This window comes from Arcobacter iocasae, assembly GCF_042214795.1.
Taxonomy (GTDB): Bacteria; Campylobacterota; Campylobacteria; order Campylobacterales; family Arcobacteraceae; genus Arcobacter; species Arcobacter iocasae.
Genome location: NZ_CP090177.1, coordinates 1,632,989 through 1,652,073 on the forward strand (window position 1 = coordinate 1,632,989; position 19,085 = coordinate 1,652,073).

Genomic DNA, 19,085 nt, shown 5'->3' on the forward strand with positions numbered 1-19,085 from the left:
ACTATTTGATTCTTTTATTAATATCAAATTGACTTGTTTATTAATTATACAGACTATGATAACAGAAAATAAAAGAAATTTTGAAATTTACTGTATAGCCTTTATCATGGGTATTAGCTATACAAATAATTTTCTTAACAGAAGGCCGTCTTATTGTAGCTTAACCTTGTTTTTGTTAACTTGTTAGGGTAGTGACAATTATTTTTAAAAAGGAGCTAGTTATTAGTTTAGAAAAAAAGAAAAAACTCACGATAAAAAATGTATTCAAGGTTTTTGGAGATAAACCAAAAAAAGCTCTAGAAATGCTCAAAAATGGTCTTTCAAAAGAAGAGATTTTTGAAAAAACAAATATGACTATTGGTGTTCAAGATGCAAGTTTTGAAATCAATGAAGGTGAAATATTTGTAATCATGGGACTATCAGGTTCTGGAAAATCAACACTTGTAAGACTTTTAAATAGACTTATTGAGCCAACTTCAGGTCAGATATTGATTGATGAAACTGACATTACAAATTTAAATGACAAAGAATTGATTGATATACGACGAAATAAAATATCAATGGTATTCCAATCTTTTGCACTAATGCCACATATGAACATTATAGATAATGCGTCATTTGGGCTAGAATTAAGTGGAATTAGTAAAGAAGATAGATACAAAAAAGCACAAGAAGCATTAGATCAAGTAGGATTATCACATCATGCTTTATCTTATCCAGATGAGTTAAGTGGTGGTATGCAACAAAGAGTTGGTTTAGCAAGAGCTTTAGCAAATGATCCAGATATTATGCTAATGGATGAAGCTTTTTCAGCCCTTGACCCACTTATAAGAACTGAGATGCAAGATGAACTTCTAACGCTACAAAGTGAACACCAAAGAACGATTGTATTTATTTCCCATGATTTAGATGAAGCAATTAGAATCGGTGATAGAATTGCAATCATGCAAAATGGGGAAATATCTCAAGTGGGAACTCCAGAAGAGATTATTAATAACCCTGCAAATGATTATGTAAAATCATTTTTTAAAGGCGTTGATGTGACGACAGTATTAACTGCATCACATATTGCTAAAAAAAGTTATCCTACAATTATAAAAAAAGATGGTTTTGGAATCAATTCAGCAATTCAGTATATAAATGATTATGATGTAGATTTTGCATATTATCTTACAAAAGATAATAAGTACTTAGGTGTACTTAGTCTTGATGCTTTAAAAGAGCAGAAAAAAATAGATGGAAATATTGATGACTCTTTGATAAAACAAGAAGTTGTAAATGAAAATGACTCTATTGCTGATTTTATAAATATTATTGCAGAATCAGCTTTTCCCATTGCAGTTATAGCTGAAAATGGAAAATATAAAGGGGTCATTTCAAAACGAACCCTATTAAAAACAATTGATGAAGGAGCTATAAATGGCTAGTGATCCATGGGGAAATGCCTCAACAGCACAAGCAGATAAAGCATCAAGTGTAGATTGGTCAAATGTTGCGCCTGATACAACTCCAATCCCATCTTTTGATATAACAAATCCCTTTGACCATAGTATTATTCCTTTTGGTTCTTGGGTAAATGATGGTATTAATTGGACAGTGGAAAACTTTAGGGAATTCTTTTTATCTGCAAAAGCACCTGTTGATGTGATTTTGAGATTTATTGAAACTTTTTTACAATCTCTTTCACCTTATGTAGTGATTGGATTTTTTGTTTTATTAGCTTTACAAGTATCTAGTAAAAAAATGGCACTTGGAACTTTTCTTTCACTTACATTTATAGGGTTTATTGGGGCTTGGGATGCTAGTATGACTACTTTGGCATTGGTTATTACTTCTGTACTATTTTCAGTTCTCATTGGCTTACCACTTGGAATATGGAGTGCAAAAAGTGATATGGTAGAAAAAATATTAAGACCTATTTTAGATGGTATGCAAACAACACCTGCCTTTGTATATTTGATTCCTATTGTTATGTTATTTGGAATAGGAAATGTTCCTGGTGTTATAGTTACTATTATTTTTGCTTTACCACCACTTATAAGACTTACAAATTTAGGAATTAGACAAGTGCCAGAGGACTTGATTGAAGCTTCAAGATCATTTGGGGCTAGTTCGTCTCAAATGCTTTTTAAAGTTCAACTTCCAGTTGCTATGCCTACAATTATGGCAGGGATAAATCAAACATTAATGCTTTCATTATCAATGGTTGTAATCGCTTCTATGATTGCAGTTGGAGGATTAGGTCAAATGGTTCTTAGAGGTATTGGAAGACTTGATATTGGTCTTGCAGCTGTTGGTGGTATAGGAATTGTTATCCTAGCAGTAATACTAGATAGAATCACTCAAGAGATGGGTAAAAAAGATAAAAAGAAAAAAAATAAATGGTATGAACAAGGACCAATTGGTTTAGTTTATAACTTAATAAATAAGGTAAAATAAATATGAAAAAAATATTAGTTAGTTTAATGGCTATTTTTTTAGCATCAAATCTATTTGGTGCAAAAGTTACATTTTTAAAGACAAGTATTGCAGAAGAAGGTTTTCAAATGTATATTGCTGCTGATGCAGTAAAAAAATTAGGTTATGATGTAGAAATTACAAATGATGTTAGTTATGAAGTTGCTTTTCAAACAATTGCTCAAAATGCAAAAAGTAAAGATGCTTATATTATGGCAGCAGCATGGGTTCCTCTTCATGATGGAAAAATAAAAGGTGCTGGTGGAAGTGAAAAAATTGCTGTTATTGGGTCGTATATTGAAAATTGTGCTCAAGGTTATCTAATAGATAAAAAAACAGCAGATAAATACAATATCAAATATATCAATGATTTAAAAGATCCAAAAATCGCAAAACTATTTGATTCAAATGGTGATGGTAAAGCTGACTTATCAGGGTGTGATGCTGGTTGGGGTTGTGAAAAAGTGATTGAGTATCAATTGGATGCATATGGTTTAAGAGATACAATTACACATAATCAAGGACAATATGCTTCAATCATTACTGATACAATTGCAAGATATAAAAGTGGAAAACCAATTTTATATTATACTTGGACTCCATATTGGGTAAGTGGAAGATTAGTTCCTGGTAAAGATACAGTATTTTTGCAAGTAACTCATTCAGCTCATCCCGTAACTAAGTCTACAAAACTTCCAAATGGTGCTGATTATGGATTTAATGTAAATACTCAAAAATTTGCAGCAAATGCCTCTTTACTTAAAAACTATAAAGATATCGCTAAATTATTAGAAATAATGAAATTAGATGTAAATGATGTAAGTGGTGAAAATATGCTTATGGCACAAGGTCAAAATAAAGAAGCTGATATTAAAAGACACGCTCAAATGTGGCTTAAAAATAATGCTGACAAAATAAATAGCTGGGTAGCAGAAGCTAAAAAAGCTAAATAATTTACAAAGTATATCATTCCTATAAAAATTATTTATAGGAATGATAATAAAGTTAAGTTGCTATTTGGTTTGTTTGTAATACACTGAAAAAAGTTTAGAAGAACACTTAAAATATTCATACCGCGGAATAGAGCAGTCCGGTAGCTCGTCGGGCTCATAACCCGAAGGTCGTAGGTTCAAATCCTGCTTCCGCAACCAATCACTTAGACAATATCTATATCAACTAATAATTCTATTAACTCATTTTTTAAAGGTCTTTTTAACTATAATAACATTTCAAAAAAATTATATAATTATATAGGATATTATGTTGGAAAATGAAATCAATAAAGATATAGCTACAACCTTCTTAAAAGGACTTAGTGTTATTGAAGCCTTTGACCACGAAAATCCTAGCATGACACTAACTGATGTTGCAAAAAAAGTTAATATTACTCGTTCAAGCGCAAGAAGATTTTTACTTTCTCTTGAATCTTTAGGTTATGCAACTCAAAATGATAAACTTTTTTCTCTTACTCCTAAAATTATAAATTTAGGTTATAGTTATTTTGCTTCATTATCATGGACAGACTTAGCCTATAAATATGTAAAAATGGTCGTAAAAGAGTGCAAATTGTCTTGTGCAGTTTCTATTTTAGATGGAGAAAATATTACTTGTATTATGAGAGTAAATTCTTCTAAAATTTTAAAAGGTGGTATTCATGTAGGTGGTAAATTACCTGCACCATACACTGCAACAGGAAGACTGTTTATGGCAGAAATGAATGATAAAGAATTGCGTGAATACTTAATAAAAACTCCTTTGCAAAGATATACTTCCAAAACAATCACAGATCCTAATAAACTTTTTGAAAAAATCAAATCAGAAAGAAATCAACCCTATCAAGTAATAGAAGAAGAGTTAGAAGATGGCCTTTTAGCTATTGCTGCTCCAATTTATGACTCTCACCATAAAATTCTTGGCTGTATGACTATTGGTACTTATATGAGTGAGGAAAATGCTAAATACTTAAAAGAGTATGTATTACCTATGCTAATTGATGCAGCAAATAATGCTACTGAAGCAATAGTACTTTTAAAACACTAAAATTTAATTCATAATCCTTTTAACACATTTTATTCTACTTTCTTTTGTAAATATTTTAATATATTTATAAAATCTATTTTTCTTATTTTTTAGATAAATTTAGAAGTTACTATATTTAGGCTATTTTGGACATAAAAATCTATTTTTCTTTTAAAAATGTTCATTTATCGAACTTTTGCAAATTAAGCGAACTTTTATTTTGCCAATGTTATAGTTTCTAATCACAATAAAGGAGTGAAAATGAGACAATTTGATTATTTATCAAAAATGATATTAAGTGCAGCTGCTTTTTTAGCATTAACTGCAACTGTTGCTCTGGCAAAGTATCCAGATAGACCGATTACAATGATTGTTGCTTATAGTGCTGGGGGTGGTACTGATATAGCAGCAAGAACCCTTGCCCCATATATTGAAAAATATATTGGAACATCAATTACTGTTATAAATAAAGCAGGTGCTGGGGGACAAATTGGTTTTACAGAGCTTGCTCATTCAAAACCAGATGGTTATACAATTGGATTTATTAATACACCGAATGTATTAACAATCCCAATTCAAAGAAAAACTAAATATTCTTTAAAAGATTTAGCACCAGTTGCTAATGTTGTCTATGATCCAGGTGCTTTTTCTATGCTTGCAACTAGTAAAATTAAGACTTTAAAAGATCTTATTGCCTTTGCAAAAGAAAATCCAGGTGCTGTAACTTATGGAACTACAGGAATAGGTTCAGATGATCACTTAGCAGCTTTACAATTTGAAAGACAAAATGGAATTGTAATGACTCATATTCCATATAAAGGTAATAACAAAGTAAGAGCTGCATTATTAGGTGGACATATCATGATGGCAAGTATGAATATAAGCCAGTCAATTGATGACTTTAAAGATGGGAAAATAACAATATTTGGACAAATGTCAGAAAAAAGATGGGAAGGAGCACCTCAAATCCCTACTTTTAAAGAACAAGGGTTTGACATAATTATGGGTTCAGATAGAGGTATAGGTGCACCAGCAGGAATAGATCCAAAAATTGTTTCAATAATTTCTGATGCTGTTGCTAAAGCAATAGCTGATCCAGAATTTCAGGAAAAAGCAAAAAAACAAAGTCTTCCTTTAACATATATGTCAGCTAAAGAGTTTACAGAGCATTTAGAAAAATCAGAAAAAAACTTTCAAAAAATTTGGGATGAAACCCCTTGGGCCAAAAAATAGTTTTTTTATAATAGAAGATATTTAATATCTTCTATTATTACTTTAAATTTAGGGGAAGGGAAATGATAAAGAAAATTTATTTAGAAATTATTATAGCAATAAGTTTGGTAGGAATATGCTTAGCGGGATTAATATTTGAAGTAAGTACTTATAGTGGAACATCATCAATTATGCCTTATGGTGTATTAACTATAGCAGGTGTGCTTTCGTTATTTTGGTTTATACAATCAATTTTAGAATTAAGAAAAACTCAAGTATTAGAAAAAGATGTATTTGAAGGTAGTATTGAAAGTAAAAGATTTTTTGTATTTTTTTGTATTACTTTAATATATGTAATTGGTATTACCTTAATTGGATTTTTTACAGCAACAATTATTGCCATACCAATTATATCTATAAGTATGGGATATAGAAGTTTAGTGGGAATTGCTGTTACAACAGTTTTATTTACTGCAATTATATTTATTGTATTTAGTTTATTTTTAAAAGTTCCTCTTCCTCTTGAGATTTGGAATAAATTATTGGGGGCTTCATAATGGATATTTTAAATCATATTATTGCAGCTATTCCATTAGTATTTACAGTAGAAGTTTTTATAGCAATGATTGTTGGTACAACTATTGGGATTGCAGTAGGGGCATTACCAGGACTTTCTGCGACAATGGGGATTGCGGTACTTATTCCTATTACATTTACAATGCACCCTTTGACTGCATTAGGAATGATTGCAGGTATTTATAATGGTGCCATGTATGGTGGTTCTATTCCTGCAATTTTGTTAAGAATCCCTGGAACTCCAGCGGGTGTTGCAACTGTATTTGATGGTTACCCAATGGCGCAACAAGGAAGAGGACCTTTGGCTTTAAATATTTCATTGGCTTCTTCTGCCATAGGTAGTGGATTTAGTGCAATTGCCTTATTACTTTTAGCTCCACCATTAGCATCTATTGCTATAAATTTTGGTCCTGCTGATTATTTTTGGTTGGCGCTATTTGGATTGACAACTATTTCAGTATTGATGAGTAATAATCCAGTTAAAGGGTTGTTAAGTGCTTGTTTTGGATTAGTTGTAGGTATGGTAGGGATTGATTTTACAACAGGAGATCAAAGATTTGTATTTGATACAACTGAACTACTAGGAGGAGTTAATATAATTATTATATTAACAGGTCTTTATGCTATTCCTCCAGCAATAGAATTAGCTATAAAATCTAGTTCAGCAGATGCCAATGGACTTAAACTTGAACAAAAGAAAGAGAACTTTCGTTGGCTTTCATTGACAATGGTTTGGTTAAAGTCTTCTGCTATTGGTATTGTAATAGGGATTATTCCAGCATTAGGTGGAAATGTAGCTGCTTTATTAGCTTGGAATGAACAACGACGATCAGATAAAGATAAATCAAAATATATGAATGGGGCACCAGAAGGTGTTGCAGCAGCTGAATGTGCAAATAATGCAGATACAGCAGCTACATTAATTCCTGCAATTACACTTGGAATTCCAGGAAATGCAGTTGCAGCAGTTATTCTTGGAGCTTTATTGGTTCATGGATTAAGACCTGGCCCTGATTTATTTACTGAAAATGGTGATATTGTATATGGCTTTATGCTTACTATGTTTATAACAGCTATTCTAATGTTTGTTATAGGTAGAATCGGCGCAAAAGCTTATATCCATGTATTAAAATTACCCTCAGCCTTATTAGCACCAATGATATTATCATTGACTTTAATTGGAGTGTATGCAGTACATAATAGCATGTTTGAAGTAGGGTTAATGTTGTGTTTTGGGTTAATCGGATTTATAATGGAAAAATTATCAATTCCAACTGCACCTGCTGTACTTGCAGTAATTCTTGGACCAATGGCTGAAGAGTCATTGAGAAGAGCGATGTTAATATCAAGAGATTCAATCGGGTATTTATTTCAAAGTTATATTTCATGGATTATTATTGCAATGATTGCAATTACACTTATTACACCTATATTGAAATATTTTAGAAATAGATCTAAAAAAACTATAATTAATGAAGAGTAATAAATGAATAATGATAAGTTAAAAAAACTAGAAAATATAGCAACAACCTTAATTAGTGATACTCGTTCGAGAATGTCAGGAATTGTTGGATTAAAAAGAATAGATAGTGGTTTTAGAACTGTGGGGCGTGCTTTTACAATAAAGACGCGACCCTCTGATAATCTTGCTATTTATGAAGCTCTTACAAAAGTAAAGCCAGGTGATTTTTTAGTAGTAGAATCTGGTGATAATTGTACTAATGCTCTTGTAGGAGAATTAATAACTTTACAATTAGAAAAATTAGGTGGTGTGGGAATTATTGTTGATGGGGCAATCAGAGATTATGACAAACTACATGCTTCTACAACTTTGGCATGTTATGCTAGAGGAATATCACACAAAGGACCATTTAAAACTGGACCTGGTTTTTTAAATGTTCCAGTAAGTATTTGTGGACAAATAGTAAATCCTGGAGATATTGTTGTGGCTGATGATGATGGAATTGTTACTTTTCCAGAAGAAGAATTAGAGGCAGTTTTATTAGCAGTCCAAGAGAGAATAAAAATAGAAGAAAAAGTCATGGATGAAATAAATACAACACCTCATTCAATGGTATGGATTCAAGATATTATAAATGTAGCAAAAAGTACTAGTAAATAAAAGTTAAATCTTAGGAGTAAATAATTATGAATGATAATTTAAAAAATGGAGAACTATTTGATATTGAATTATTGAAAAAAATAAGAAAAAAGTTTTCACATATAAATATTGATCCTAAATCAAAAGAAAAAAGACTTTTCTTTGATAATTCTGGCGGAGCTTTTAGATTAAAAGCTGCCAGTAAAGTATTTAAATATATCGATGAGTACCCAGATTGTCCAGAGCATGGAAATAAAACTGCAAAATGGTTGATGGAAATACAAGAAAAAGGATATGAGTCAATTAAAACTATGTTAAATTTTGATTCAGGAAGTATTATTACTTCATATACTGCATCAACTGTTATGTTTAATATGATAAGAGCAGTGATTGAAAATGTTGCAGGAAAGAATATTGTTACGACTGCCTTAGAACATCCTTCTTCTTATGATGCTGTAGTAAGTTATGCAAATAAAAATAATAAAGAAGTAAGAGTTGCTAAAACAAATCCCAAAACAGGTGGAGTAGATGTCCAAGAGATAGTGAAACTTGTTGATAAAGATACTTCTCTTTTAGTCTTTATGTATGCTTCAAATATATCAGGAGCCTTATTAGATGCTCAAAAAATAGTAAAAGAGTGTAGAAAAATAAAGCCAGACCTTTTTATCATAGCAGATGCTGTTCAACATGCACCACATGGAATAATTGATATAAAAAAAGTTCCTGTAGATGGTCTAAATTTTGCACCTTATAAGTTTTTTGGTCCAAGGGGTTTTGGAGTGGGATATGCTTCTAAAAGATTATCAAAACTCTCTCATGATAAATTAATAGCAAAGCCAGAGGATTTCTGGGAATTAGGAAGTCCAGCTCCATCACATTTTGCAGCTTTAACAGAAGTACTTAATTATGTTTGTTGGATAGGTAAGCATTATTTAATAAGTAAAAATAAAAGAGAACTTTTTGAAGAAGGAATGACTCGTATAAAACTACATGAAAGAGCATTAATGTATTTTATGTTAGAAGGAACTTCAAAAACACAAGGATTAAGAAGTCTTAATGGAGTAAAAGTTTATTTAGACTGTGAAGATTTAAGAAAAAAAGATTTTATCATGGCAATTGGTTTTGATAAGTTGGGATTTAAAAAAGCAGTAAAAGAGTATGAAAAACAAGGGGTGATTACATTTGAAAGAGTTATTTCTAGTCCTTATTCTTCTCGTATGCTTGAATCCTTTGATTTAAAAGGAAGTATAAGAGTTTCTCCCCTTCATTGTCATAGTTTAAAAGATATAGAAAAATTCTTAAAAATCACAAGAAAAATTTCTCAACTATCATAATAGGTACTTAATATTTGATTTGAAATTCATTAGTATATAAAGCACCAATTGAGGTTTGCTTTATATTACTTATTTTACTATGTTGACTACCACTTTTTAAAATTGTAATAAATTCATTTAATCTATTCTCTTTACAAGTTACAGAAGCTTCAACAGTTCCATCGGGTAAGTTTTTAATGTAACCACTAAATTTAGCTCTATTGGCATTGTTTGTTACACTTTTTCTATAAAAGACACCTTGTACTTTTCCACTTATTATAAATTTGTAGCTTTTCATTAGTATTTACTTTATTCAAGAATTTTGTTTTTAAAGTATAACCTTATTCTTGATATTTTCTATTTAACTTATATCCATAAAATTATATTTAAGTTTTATATTATTCGATTTGATATGAGTTAAGGTCTGGTGAGAAGCATGTATTAGATGCGATTCTTTTGCATTTATTTTATCTAAAAGTTTTGTTGCTTCTTCATAATTTAGATGGTTGCCATTATTAAAGTTTGGAGCAAGCCCTGCATCAATATAACACTCATCAATATTTTTTGATAATAAAAAATCCATGGATTCTTTAGAAATACCTGCACAATCAGTTAAGTAAGCTATGGTTTTATTTTCACTTTCTATTAAGTAACCAGTTGTATTTTTTGAGTGTTTTAAAGGTATTGGAGTAAAGTTTAATTCATTTACTTTAATTGGAGAAAAGGGAGTGTTTTCCTTGTAATTTATAGTTTTAGTATGTTTAAACAAATCAGCAAAACCTTTATCATCTTTTGGATGATAACAATCCATCTTATCCGCACTATATCTAAGTCTCAAAAGTCCTAAGGTGTGATCTGGATGAAAGTGTGTCAGAAATATTGTTTTGATTTTTTTGTTATCAAAAATAGTTGAAATGTTTTCAATTCCAGCATCAAGTAAAATTATCTCGCCATTTTTACAAGTGATATAGGCACTTGTAGCAAGATTGATTTTGTTATTCTTTCTATACTCTTGGCAAATAAGACATTTGCAATTGTGTATGGGTATTCCACCACTATCAGCTGTTCCTAAAAAATCTAATTTCATAATATCTCTTTTTATAATTTTACCAAATAAAACTATTTTCTAAACAATAATGGTCACTCAAGTCTTTGATAGAGATTTTTGATTGTATTTTTAGTTCAAAATTACTTTTATAAAAAATATAATCTAACATCAAATCATCTTCATAAGTTGCTAACTCATTTACATAATTATATCCACATCTTTTGATTTTATTTATCTCTCTTGAGTTAGCATTTGCATTCATATCTCCACAAATTATTACAATATCACTTGCATACTTTTCAAGGGCATATTTTATGCTCTCTATTTGATTTAATCTTCCTTGAAAACTTAAATTTGATAGGTGAGTATTTACTATGATTACTTTTTTATTATTAATTTCAAGTTCAATGATCTGGGCTCCTCTTTCATCTTCTTTATCTTTATTGAAGTAAATCTCTTCAACTTGTAATATTTTATGTTTTGAAAGAATTGTTAAGTTTGAACTTGACTTGTGACCATCTCTTTTTTTTGTTCTTAAAGGTAGAGTGATTTTATTAAAACCCAATACTTTATTTATCTTATCACTACTTGAAAAATCTTTATCACAGTAATCTTCTTGCAAACAAAGGCAATCAAGATTTTTAAGCTTAGGAGCTATTTTTTCTATTCTTTTAGGAAAATCCCCGCAGTTTTTCCAGAGGTTATAACTTGCTATATTAAAGGTTTGATTCATTTTTGATTCTTTCTAATAAGGATATAAAATTTATTGATGATTGTTCTATTGAATTTGAGTTATCAAATTGTATAATATTTTTAGCTTCTATTTTTTTATAAGTTCTATTAAGTCTTTTTTGAATCTCTTCTTCATTTTCCCTTGCTCTATTTTTTAATCTTTTGTATAAAACTTCTTTTGGAAGTGTTATTTCTATTGTAGTTACATTTTTAAAACTATTTTCAAAATCTTTTATAGCACCCCTTGAAATAGAGATGATATTTAGTCCATCTTTGATTTGATTTTTTGCAATGGCATATTTGTTATTGTGAGCTTCCCAAGTTGAAATAAAAAAATTATCTTTTTTTAATCTCTCAAAAGCAAGTTCATCAATATAGTAATTATTTTCATTTTCATCTGGTTTTCGAGTGATGTATCTTTTTACAAAATTTGCTTGAGTTTTATTTTGTATATTTTTTAAAAGTGTATCTTTACCTACACCACTAGCACCTACTATTAAAACTATTTGTTCCATTTTTTATACTTTTCTATAAATAATTCAATACTTTTAAAATCTTCAATTGAAGATTTTATTTTTTTATGTTTCCAATCCCACCAAGCTATACTTTGTAAAGCCTCTATAGTCTCTTCATCAAATCTAAACTTTATAATTCTAGCTGGATTACCAACAGCTATTGCAAAGGGTGGAATATCTTTTGTTACGACCGAACTACTTCCTATTACTGCCCCATTTCCAATTGTTACATCACCCATGATTACAACATTATGTCCTAACCAAACATCATTTCCAATCTCAACTTTTCGCTCTCTTCTCCAATCAAAAAAGCTATCATCATCTTTTCCAAATCCATACATCTCTTTTCTATATTGCATGTGGTGTTGACTAGCCCAAGACATAGGATGTTGGCTTGGATTTAATCTTACATATGAAGCTATATTTACAAATTTTTTGATTGTACTATGTATAATTTGACAGTTTTCACTTGTGTAAGAATAATCATCAATAACACTATCTTGGATATTATTATTTGAACCAATCTCTACATATTTCCCAAAAGAGCAATCTTTAATCACTGATGTTGGATCAATATTTGGCTCTTTTGTTAATATCTTTTTAGATTTTGTATTAAGTGATTCTATTTTGTACATTATATTTTGAAACCTCTTATTCCATTGTAAACTATTTCTCCATTTTTAAATGTAAGTACTACTTTTGGAAAATGTGACTCGTCTATTACAACTATATCAGCTAATTTACCTTCTTGTATTTCACCTCTATTTTTTAGATTTGCCAATTTTGCAGGAGTTGAACTAATCATTGCAAAGCCTTTTTCAAGTTCTAAATTAACATCTTCTTTTAAACGATAAGGACTCAATAAAAGTGAAGCAGGGTGATAATCACTACAAAGGTAATCACATACACCTTTTTTGATTAATTCCTTTGCTGCGATATTACCACTTTGACTTCCACCTCGCACAACATTTGGTGCGCCCATTCCAGTACTAATACCTAACTCTTTTGCTTTTTGTGCAACTTCTATACTTAAAGGAAACTCTGAAAAAGTAACGCCTAAAGCTTTTAGAGTGTTTAGTTTATCTTCACAATCATCATCATGACTAAGAACTGGAATATTATGCTCTAAGCCAAACTTTACTAAATCTTCTACGATACCAACTTTATCTTTAGAAAGTTTTTTTTCTAAATACTCTTCAACATCTTCATCATCAATTGTATATGCACTTAAATGATATTTTTTCCAAGCTTCCATTGTCTTAAATTGACCTTGACCAGGACTATGATCCATAATAGATAACATATCAACTTTTTTCTCAGAAATAAGTTTTTTAATTGTCTCAAGGGAACTTTCACTAGTGATTTCAAATCTTACATGAACTAAGTTATCAACTCCAAGGTGAGCTTTGTTTGCTTGGTAAATCTCTTCGATTAATTCCCTTGATTGTTCTGTTCCTCTTCCTTTGCTTAGTTCCTCATCATTGAAACCAATAGCATGATACATAGAAGTAACTCCTGCCATTGATAATTTTTTATCTAGCTCAATTACTGCCATTTTTGTGGGAAATTTAGCTCCTGGTCGTGGTTCTAGCTCTTTTTCTATGGCATCTCCATGTAAGTCAACAAAACCAGGTACGACTCTTCGCTCACCTAAATCAATAGCCACATCAACACTTTTATAAGGGCAAACAGCTGTTATTTTATCACCTTGAATTACAACATCTGCCCCTTGAAATTTGCCATCAATGAGTACACTTGTACTTCTAATGATTGTCTGCATATTTTTTTTCCTTCATATCATAAATCTTATCACTGATTCTTTTCATACAATCCATATCATGGAAAATTCCAATCATGGTTACTCCATCTTTTTTTATCTCTAATAATTTATCAATTACTTTATTTGTGTTGGCTTTATCTAAAGATGCCGTCGGTTCATCAAGTAAAAGTACAGATTTTGGAGCTATGATTCCTTTTGCAATATTTACTCTTTGTTGCTCTCCCCCACTAAAAGTTAAAGGTGAGATATCAAAAAGTTCTTCTTTGATATTTAAAAAGCTCAACATCTCTTTTGCTTTGTCTTTTGCGCTGTCTTCGCTTTCACCTTTTTCAATCAAAGGTTGAGCTACTATATCAACAGCACTTATTCGAGGCAATACTTGTAAAAACTGAGAAACATAACCTAAATGCTCTTTTCTCAAATGAAGTATCTCACTCTCACTAGCTTTTGCAATATCCAAAGAACTTCCATCTTCATAATTAAATAATATCTCACCACTAGTTGTTGTATATGTTCTATATAAAGCTTTTAAAACAGAAGATTTTCCCAATCCACTTGGTCCATAAAGTGATAAAAACTCACCTTTGTTTAGTTCAAAATTTATATCATGGTAACCATTGATTTTAAGTCCACCTCTTGTATGTACTGTAAACTCTTTGTGTAAATTTCTTATTTTTAATTTTTCCATTTTTAAACCTTACAATATACTAGATACAAGAAGTTGAGTATATGGATGTTGAGGGTCTTCCAAGATTTGATCCGTTAGACCTTTTTCAACTATTTGTCCATTTTTCATTACAACTGTTATATCTGTGAGATGTTTTATAACACCTAAATCATGGGATACAATTACCATAGAAAAACCTATCTCTTTTTGTAATACTTTGATTAAATCTAAAATCTTAGCTTGCACTGATAAATCAAGTCCAGTAGTTGGTTCATCCAAAAGTAAAAGCTTTGGATTACTTGATAGGGCTTTTGATATTTGGATTCTTTGTTGTTGACCACCTGAAAATCTATCTGGATAATCATCCATTCTACTTACTGGTATCTCTGTTTTATCTAAAAAGTATTTTGCTTTATTTCTTATCTCATCATACTTTTTATTTCCACTCATAATAACTTTTTCAGCGATATTTCCACCTGCACTAAATCTATAATTAAGACCTAATCTTGGGTTTTGATATATCATTGACATCAAAGTATTTCTTAAATAATTCATATCATTTAGACTAGCTTTATTGATATCTCTTTTTTTACCATTTTTATCTTTGAAATTTTCTATAAAAATCTCTCCAATACTTGCTTTTTGATCTTGGTAAATAAGTTGTAAAAGTGTAGATTTCCCACTTCCACTTTCACCTACTATTCCTAAAACTTCACCTCTTTTTAACTCTAAATTTACACTGTTTACTCCAACCACTGCATTACAATGTGGGCAAATAGAAGAGTTAGTTTGTGCTCCTGTATCTTCTAAACATTTAGGACAAGAAACTCCAAATATTTTTGATAAATCTTTTATTTGTAGTACCATTATTTGCCCTTTTTCTCTAGTGTTTTATCACAATAAGAAGTATCACTACAATAGTAGTTTACTCTTCCATCTTTGCCATAAATTTGGTCTAAAAATACTCCACTATTTCCACATCTTTTACAATGTTTGTCTTCAAAAGTTTCTACTTTGAACTCTCTATCTTCAAATTTTAAAGGTTTGACATCACTATATGGAGGAATAGCATAGATTTTTTTTTCTCGTCCTGCTCCAAAAAGTTGTAGTGCTTTTGAGTTACCTAATTTTGTTGTGTCATATTTTGGAATAGGGCTTGGATCCATAGCATATCTATTTTCTACAATTACTGGATATCTATTTGAAATACGACTATCACCAAAAAGTGAAGTGTCTTCATATAAAAGTACCCATAGTTTTGAGTAATCAGCATTTGCGTGCATTACTCTTGCTTTATAAGTATCTGGTTCAACTGTCTCTAAAATATCAGGCATAGGTACTTGGAACACCAATATTTGACCTTCACTTAAAGGCTCTTCTGGAATTCTGTGTCTTGTTTGAATCAGCGTTGCTTTTAAAGTATCTGTTGTAGTTTTATTATGTGTAACAGAAGTTACAAAGTTTCTAATATTTACAGCATTTACACTTCCATCACAACCTTGGTCAATAACTTTTAAAGTATCGTCTTCTTTTATAAGTGATAAAGTAAGTTGAATACCACCTGTTCCCCAACCTCTTGCTATTGGCATCTCTCGTGAAGCAAAAGATACAATATATCCAGGAATGGCTACCGCTTTTAAAGTAGCTCGTCTTATCTCTTTTTTTGCATCTTCATCTAAAAAGGCATATCTCATTTTTTATCCTTTGCAAAATCAGAAGCATTTGAAAATACTTGTAAGTCTGATTGAAATGTAACATAATGTGGTAGTTTGAAGTGATTTGTAAATCCCATAGAATCAACTCCATCTATGTGATGAATCATCATTTCTATATCACTTGCAAACTCTTTTTCTCCAACACTAAATTTAGCACTATATAAAGTCAAATCTAAAATACTCATACTTATTGCTTTTGTTTCATTAAAGCCAAAACAAAAACCAAAACCAGTGGTGAGTTTCACTTTACCATTCTCTTGTTTTTCAAAAGTTCCAGCACTTTCACAAGCTGTCACATCAAGAGTGGCTACCTTTACTTCTTTTTTTGTAAATGGATGTGTAAATTTAACAATACTTGTTCCTGTTCTAATATCCCCAATAGTTGGGTGAACATCCCCATAACCTCGAATAGAAGTATAAGCAAAACCTAACATAGAACCAGCTTCTCCTCTGCACATTGTTTGCATAACAGCACTTCTAGGATAGGGTGGTTCTGGAAAAACTCTTGTTATATCTGATATTTCATTATCTGCTTTTAGATTTTTGATTAAGTTCTTTTTTCTCAAGGGTTCTAAAGCACTTTTGATGATGTTATCTTCTTCATTAAAATATTCCCATTTTTTACTTTGGTGAATATTATTTAAGATTAGTTTTACTTCATAGTCATTTGAAGCTCCTAATATTTGACCACCTTGTATATCTTTAAATGCAGATGAAATTCTTCTTTGAATATGCATCTCATTTGTATCAATAGTTTTTGCTATTCCTATTCTTTGGCAAGAACTTCTATGAGCTCTTAGAAAAAATGCAGCATTTAATAAATCACCAGCACTTTTTTTGATAGCAATTGAAGCTAACTTTTTACTATAAAGTGAGCCCTCACTCATAACCTTATCAACTGCAAATCTAAGTCCTGTAGTTACATCTTCTGTTTTTATTTTATTTGAACTTTGTAGAGTCTCTTCATAAAGATTTAAAGAGTTTTCAATAGCTTCTTCTCCGCCTTTTATAGCAACATAACCCATTATGCTATCTCCAGTTTTGTTGTTCTACACAAAGATTTTATTTGTCCATTGTTTTTATTTAAAAAAATGATTTCATTACCCAAAGGATAAGAGATATTATTGTTGTTGAATTCTTCTATAAATCCTTTATTTACTGGATAACTTTCATCTTTTTGTTTGTCTATTCCAGGACCTTTTAAAGTAATAGTTTCACCATTAAAAGAGTCACAAAGACAAATAATAGTGCATGAGTAATCAGGATTTAGAAAAGTTCCTTTTTTTACTAATAATAAAGCATCATCTAAATTATCACAAAAAAGATAATCTGTATTTTCGATAGTGTCCTCTTTTGAATTTGTAATTGCATCAATTACTGAAAAATCTTCTTTTGTATTATTTAAATATGATACTTCTGAATATAAAAGTACACTAGCAACTGCTAGGGTATATGAATCAAAAAGTTTATTTATAGTTTTTATAGTTCCTGGCATCGATAAAGTATCTAATAAATATCTAAAATTTTCTCTATTGTTTTTTTCAATATCTGTTGTATTCATTTTTTATCCTTCCATTAAATCAAAGCTAACTCTTGTAGAGTTGACTTTTTTATTGAGTATATTTTTTTTCTCTTGTATTTTTTTATTTGTTTTTTTACAAAGTTTTGTGATGTCATCTTTAAACTCTTCATTTTCAAATACGGCATCTAAAGTAGCTATATAAAGTGATAATTGTTCATTTTCATCTTGAACCATAGACCAACCTTTATTTTTATTTACTTCTACAATGGTACTTGTAACTAATACTTCTCCTGCATAAAACTCTCCACCACTAATTGGGTCTTTTACAGGTACAAGTAGAGTTTGACTTGAGGGATTACTTAAGATTGTAATACCAAGTTTCTTATCAATCTTTTTATATAATTTTTCTAGTTTTTCTAGCTGCGCTTCTTGCAAAATATAATTTAAATCTTCTCTTTGAATTTCCATTTTAAATAAACCTTCTTCTAATAACTGCACTTAATTTATCAAGTAACCAAACAGTGATAATGATAAATATCAAAATAGTACAAACACTCCCATTTTCAAAACTTCTTAATTTATCAAATAAGTAATATCCAATACCACCAGCTCCAACAAATCCCAAAATTGAAGCACTTCTTACATCACTTTCAAATCTATATAAAACCATAGAGACAAAGTGTGGCATAGTTTGAGGTACCACAGCATAGGCTAAAATTTTCACAAACCCAGCACCGCTACTAGCTAAGGCTTCCACTGGACCTGGATCAATTGCTTCATTTCCTTCACTTAATAATTTGCTTAATACTCCTGCTGTATGAATTCCCAAGGCTAAAATACCTGCCATTGGTCCAAGTCCCACAGCACTTACAAAGATTAAAGCCCAAACAAGTTCATTTACAGAACGGCAAACATTTGCTATAAAAGTTCCAAAAGCATAAAGAGCTCTTCTGATAAGTTCATGATAAACTTTTTTCCCAGGTACAAGTATTTGTAAAATATTTCTAGAAGTAATATATGATAAAGGAATGGCTACTATTACTGATAAAACTAAAGCAATAATTGCCATTTGTACGGTTTCAAGCATTGCCCAAAAATATGTTAATAAATCACTTTTATAAGTAGTTGGTGGGAAATATGAACTTCCTTCAATATCAGGATTTCCTTGGATATAAGACATCATGTCTCCCCATCCATCAAATAGTCCTTTAAAACTCATCTCTGTATCTATCCAACTTTGAACAACAATAAGTATAAATACAAATAATAAAATCATATTAAATAGTTTAAAAGGGTTAGATTCTTTTTTTAATCTGTCAACTGACATATTGTTTCCTTGTGTAATTAAGTTTAAAAAAGGCAATAAAAAGCTATTGTCTTTTTTAAATTTAGTGTTAAATAATCAGCTGAGAAATCAGCTAATTATTG

General features: G+C 30.3%; 22 protein-coding genes and 1 tRNA gene. 10 read left to right on the forward strand and 13 right to left on the reverse strand.

The genetic code is table 11. The features are described from left to right. The first annotated feature begins 302 nt into the window (after positions 1–302). The 10 genes from proV (at position 303) to LXN10_RS08300 (ending at position 9,699) form a co-directional block, all read left to right on the forward strand. Positions 303–1,427: a glycine betaine/L-proline ABC transporter ATP-binding protein ProV gene (gene proV, locus LXN10_RS08255; RefSeq protein WP_375722569.1), complete on the forward strand. Its 1,125-nt coding sequence runs from the start codon at positions 303–305 to the stop codon at positions 1,425–1,427. Further along, entirely contained in the window at positions 1,420–2,439 is a 1,020-nt protein-coding gene (gene proW / locus LXN10_RS08260) for a glycine betaine/L-proline ABC transporter permease ProW (protein WP_375722570.1), read from the forward strand. The genes proV and proW overlap by 8 nt, the downstream gene beginning before the upstream one ends. 2 nt (positions 2,440–2,441) lie before the next feature. Then, on the forward strand, positions 2,442–3,410 hold the full coding sequence (gene proX, locus LXN10_RS08265; RefSeq protein ID WP_375722571.1) for a glycine betaine/L-proline ABC transporter substrate-binding protein ProX: 969 nt from the start codon (positions 2,442–2,444) through the stop codon (positions 3,408–3,410). A 121-nt stretch (positions 3,411–3,531) separates the two neighbouring features. Further along, positions 3,532–3,608 (forward strand) — tRNA-Met (locus LXN10_RS08270). 112 nt (positions 3,609–3,720) lie between these two features. After that, on the forward strand, positions 3,721–4,497 hold the full coding sequence (locus tag LXN10_RS08275) for an IclR family transcriptional regulator domain-containing protein (protein WP_375722572.1): 777 nt from the start codon (positions 3,721–3,723) through the stop codon (positions 4,495–4,497). 240 nt (positions 4,498–4,737) lie between these two features. Further along, positions 4,738–5,709: a tripartite tricarboxylate transporter substrate binding protein gene (locus LXN10_RS08280; protein ID WP_375722573.1), complete on the forward strand. Its 972-nt coding sequence runs from the start codon at positions 4,738–4,740 to the stop codon at positions 5,707–5,709. Between the two features lie 62 nt (positions 5,710–5,771). Continuing rightward, positions 5,772–6,245, forward strand: coding sequence for a tripartite tricarboxylate transporter TctB family protein (locus tag LXN10_RS08285; RefSeq protein WP_375722574.1), 474 nt, complete (start codon positions 5,772–5,774; stop codon positions 6,243–6,245). Then, positions 6,245–7,747, forward strand: coding sequence for a tripartite tricarboxylate transporter permease (locus tag LXN10_RS08290; protein WP_375722575.1), 1,503 nt, complete (start codon positions 6,245–6,247; stop codon positions 7,745–7,747). Before LXN10_RS08285 ends, LXN10_RS08290 begins: the two co-directional genes overlap by 1 nt. 3 nt (positions 7,748–7,750) lie before the next feature. Beyond that, on the forward strand, positions 7,751–8,386 hold the full coding sequence (locus tag LXN10_RS08295) for a hypothetical protein (RefSeq protein WP_375722576.1): 636 nt from the start codon (positions 7,751–7,753) through the stop codon (positions 8,384–8,386). 26 nt (positions 8,387–8,412) lie between these two features. Beyond that, entirely contained in the window at positions 8,413–9,699 is a 1,287-nt protein-coding gene (locus LXN10_RS08300) for an aminotransferase class V-fold PLP-dependent enzyme (protein WP_375722577.1), read from the forward strand. 7 nt (positions 9,700–9,706) lie between these two features. Here the strand turns inward: LXN10_RS08300 and LXN10_RS08305 are convergent, their stop codons facing one another. The 13 genes from LXN10_RS08305 to phnE all read right to left on the reverse strand — a co-directional run bounded on the left by LXN10_RS08305 (position 9,707) and on the right by phnE (position 18,984). Further along, positions 9,707–9,976 (reverse strand): acylphosphatase, encoded by a 270-nt coding sequence (locus LXN10_RS08305; RefSeq protein WP_375722578.1) that lies wholly within the window; start codon positions 9,974–9,976, stop codon positions 9,707–9,709. Positions 9,977–10,039: 63 nt separating this feature from the next. Beyond that, a complete protein-coding gene (locus tag LXN10_RS08310) occupies positions 10,040–10,765 on the reverse strand; it encodes an MBL fold metallo-hydrolase (RefSeq protein ID WP_375722579.1) in 726 nt (241 codons plus the stop codon). Between the two features lie 19 nt (positions 10,766–10,784). Beyond that, positions 10,785–11,459 (reverse strand): endonuclease/exonuclease/phosphatase family protein, encoded by a 675-nt coding sequence (locus tag LXN10_RS08315; RefSeq protein ID WP_375722580.1) that lies wholly within the window; start codon positions 11,457–11,459, stop codon positions 10,785–10,787. Further along, the gene (locus tag LXN10_RS08320) at positions 11,443–11,973 is read right to left on the reverse strand and encodes an AAA family ATPase (RefSeq protein WP_375722581.1); all 531 of its coding nucleotides are present in this window, start codon (positions 11,971–11,973) and stop codon (positions 11,443–11,445) included. The genes LXN10_RS08315 and LXN10_RS08320 overlap by 17 nt, the downstream gene beginning before the upstream one ends. Continuing rightward, on the reverse strand, positions 11,961–12,608 hold the full coding sequence (locus LXN10_RS08325; RefSeq protein ID WP_375722582.1) for an acetyltransferase: 648 nt from the start codon (positions 12,606–12,608) through the stop codon (positions 11,961–11,963). Before LXN10_RS08325 ends, LXN10_RS08320 begins: the two co-directional genes overlap by 13 nt. Further along, complete coding sequence (locus LXN10_RS08330; RefSeq protein WP_375722583.1) at positions 12,608–13,753, reverse strand: alpha-D-ribose 1-methylphosphonate 5-triphosphate diphosphatase; 1,146 nt, start codon at positions 13,751–13,753, stop codon at positions 12,608–12,610. The genes LXN10_RS08325 and LXN10_RS08330 overlap by 1 nt, the downstream gene beginning before the upstream one ends. Continuing rightward, positions 13,737–14,441 (reverse strand): phosphonate C-P lyase system protein PhnL, encoded by a 705-nt coding sequence (phnL, locus tag LXN10_RS08335; protein WP_375722584.1) that lies wholly within the window; start codon positions 14,439–14,441, stop codon positions 13,737–13,739. Before phnL ends, LXN10_RS08330 begins: the two co-directional genes overlap by 17 nt. 9 nt (positions 14,442–14,450) lie before the next feature. Then, positions 14,451–15,287 carry an ATP-binding cassette domain-containing protein gene (locus tag LXN10_RS08340; protein WP_375722585.1) on the reverse strand — a complete coding sequence of 279 codons (837 nt, stop codon included), beginning with the start codon at positions 15,285–15,287 and terminating at the stop codon, positions 14,451–14,453. After that, complete coding sequence (locus LXN10_RS08345; RefSeq protein ID WP_375722586.1) at positions 15,287–16,114, reverse strand: alpha-D-ribose 1-methylphosphonate 5-phosphate C-P-lyase PhnJ; 828 nt, start codon at positions 16,112–16,114, stop codon at positions 15,287–15,289. Before LXN10_RS08345 ends, LXN10_RS08340 begins: the two co-directional genes overlap by 1 nt. After that, entirely contained in the window at positions 16,111–17,160 is a 1,050-nt protein-coding gene (locus LXN10_RS08350) for a carbon-phosphorus lyase complex subunit PhnI (protein ID WP_375722587.1), read from the reverse strand. Before LXN10_RS08350 ends, LXN10_RS08345 begins: the two co-directional genes overlap by 4 nt. Further along, positions 17,160–17,696 carry a phosphonate C-P lyase system protein PhnH gene (locus LXN10_RS08355; RefSeq protein WP_375722588.1) on the reverse strand — a complete coding sequence of 179 codons (537 nt, stop codon included), beginning with the start codon at positions 17,694–17,696 and terminating at the stop codon, positions 17,160–17,162. Before LXN10_RS08355 ends, LXN10_RS08350 begins: the two co-directional genes overlap by 1 nt. Before the next feature lie 3 nt (positions 17,697–17,699). Further along, positions 17,700–18,125, reverse strand: coding sequence for a phosphonate C-P lyase system protein PhnG (gene phnG / locus LXN10_RS08360; protein WP_375722589.1), 426 nt, complete (start codon positions 18,123–18,125; stop codon positions 17,700–17,702). A gap of 1 nt (position 18,126) precedes the next feature. Further along, positions 18,127–18,984, reverse strand: coding sequence for a phosphonate ABC transporter, permease protein PhnE (gene phnE / locus LXN10_RS08365; protein WP_375722590.1), 858 nt, complete (start codon positions 18,982–18,984; stop codon positions 18,127–18,129). Between the last annotated feature and the right edge of the window lie 101 nt (positions 18,985–19,085).

Bases quoted from the DNA above. Each gene is read 5' to 3' on its own strand.
- LXN10_RS08350 (WP_375722587.1), bottom strand. From the start codon at position 17,160: ATGGGTTATGTTGCTATAAAAGGCGGAGAAGAAGCTATTGAAAACTCT.
- phnG (WP_375722589.1), bottom strand. From the start codon at position 18,125: ATGGAAATTCAAAGAGAAGATTTAAATTATATTTTGCAAGAAGCGCAG.
- LXN10_RS08320 (WP_375722581.1), bottom strand. From the start codon at position 11,973: ATGGAACAAATAGTTTTAATAGTAGGTGCTAGTGGTGTAGGTAAAGAT.
- LXN10_RS08315 (WP_375722580.1), bottom strand. From the start codon at position 11,459: ATGAATCAAACCTTTAATATAGCAAGTTATAACCTCTGGAAAAACTGC.
- LXN10_RS08290 (WP_375722575.1), top strand. From the start codon at position 6,245: ATGGATATTTTAAATCATATTATTGCAGCTATTCCATTAGTATTTACA.
- LXN10_RS08300 (WP_375722577.1), top strand. From the start codon at position 8,413: ATGAATGATAATTTAAAAAATGGAGAACTATTTGATATTGAATTATTG.
- phnE (WP_375722590.1), bottom strand. From the start codon at position 18,984: ATGTCAGTTGACAGATTAAAAAAAGAATCTAACCCTTTTAAACTATTT.
- LXN10_RS08355 (WP_375722588.1), bottom strand. From the start codon at position 17,696: ATGAATACAACAGATATTGAAAAAAACAATAGAGAAAATTTTAGATAT.
- LXN10_RS08285 (WP_375722574.1), top strand. From the start codon at position 5,772: ATGATAAAGAAAATTTATTTAGAAATTATTATAGCAATAAGTTTGGTA.
- proV (WP_375722569.1), top strand. From the start codon at position 303: ATGCTCAAAAATGGTCTTTCAAAAGAAGAGATTTTTGAAAAAACAAAT.
- LXN10_RS08305 (WP_375722578.1), bottom strand. From the start codon at position 9,976: ATGAAAAGCTACAAATTTATAATAAGTGGAAAAGTACAAGGTGTCTTT.
- phnL (WP_375722584.1), bottom strand. From the start codon at position 14,441: ATGGAAAAATTAAAAATAAGAAATTTACACAAAGAGTTTACAGTACAT.
- proW (WP_375722570.1), top strand. From the start codon at position 1,420: ATGGCTAGTGATCCATGGGGAAATGCCTCAACAGCACAAGCAGATAAA.
- LXN10_RS08295 (WP_375722576.1), top strand. From the start codon at position 7,751: ATGAATAATGATAAGTTAAAAAAACTAGAAAATATAGCAACAACCTTA.
- LXN10_RS08330 (WP_375722583.1), bottom strand. From the start codon at position 13,753: ATGCAGACAATCATTAGAAGTACAAGTGTACTCATTGATGGCAAATTT.
- LXN10_RS08345 (WP_375722586.1), bottom strand. From the start codon at position 16,114: ATGAGATATGCCTTTTTAGATGAAGATGCAAAAAAAGAGATAAGACGA.
- LXN10_RS08280 (WP_375722573.1), top strand. From the start codon at position 4,738: ATGAGACAATTTGATTATTTATCAAAAATGATATTAAGTGCAGCTGCT.
- LXN10_RS08325 (WP_375722582.1), bottom strand. From the start codon at position 12,608: ATGTACAAAATAGAATCACTTAATACAAAATCTAAAAAGATATTAACA.
- LXN10_RS08310 (WP_375722579.1), bottom strand. From the start codon at position 10,765: ATGAAATTAGATTTTTTAGGAACAGCTGATAGTGGTGGAATACCCATA.
- proX (WP_375722571.1), top strand. From the start codon at position 2,442: ATGAAAAAAATATTAGTTAGTTTAATGGCTATTTTTTTAGCATCAAAT.
- LXN10_RS08340 (WP_375722585.1), bottom strand. From the start codon at position 15,287: ATGGTACTACAAATAAAAGATTTATCAAAAATATTTGGAGTTTCTTGT.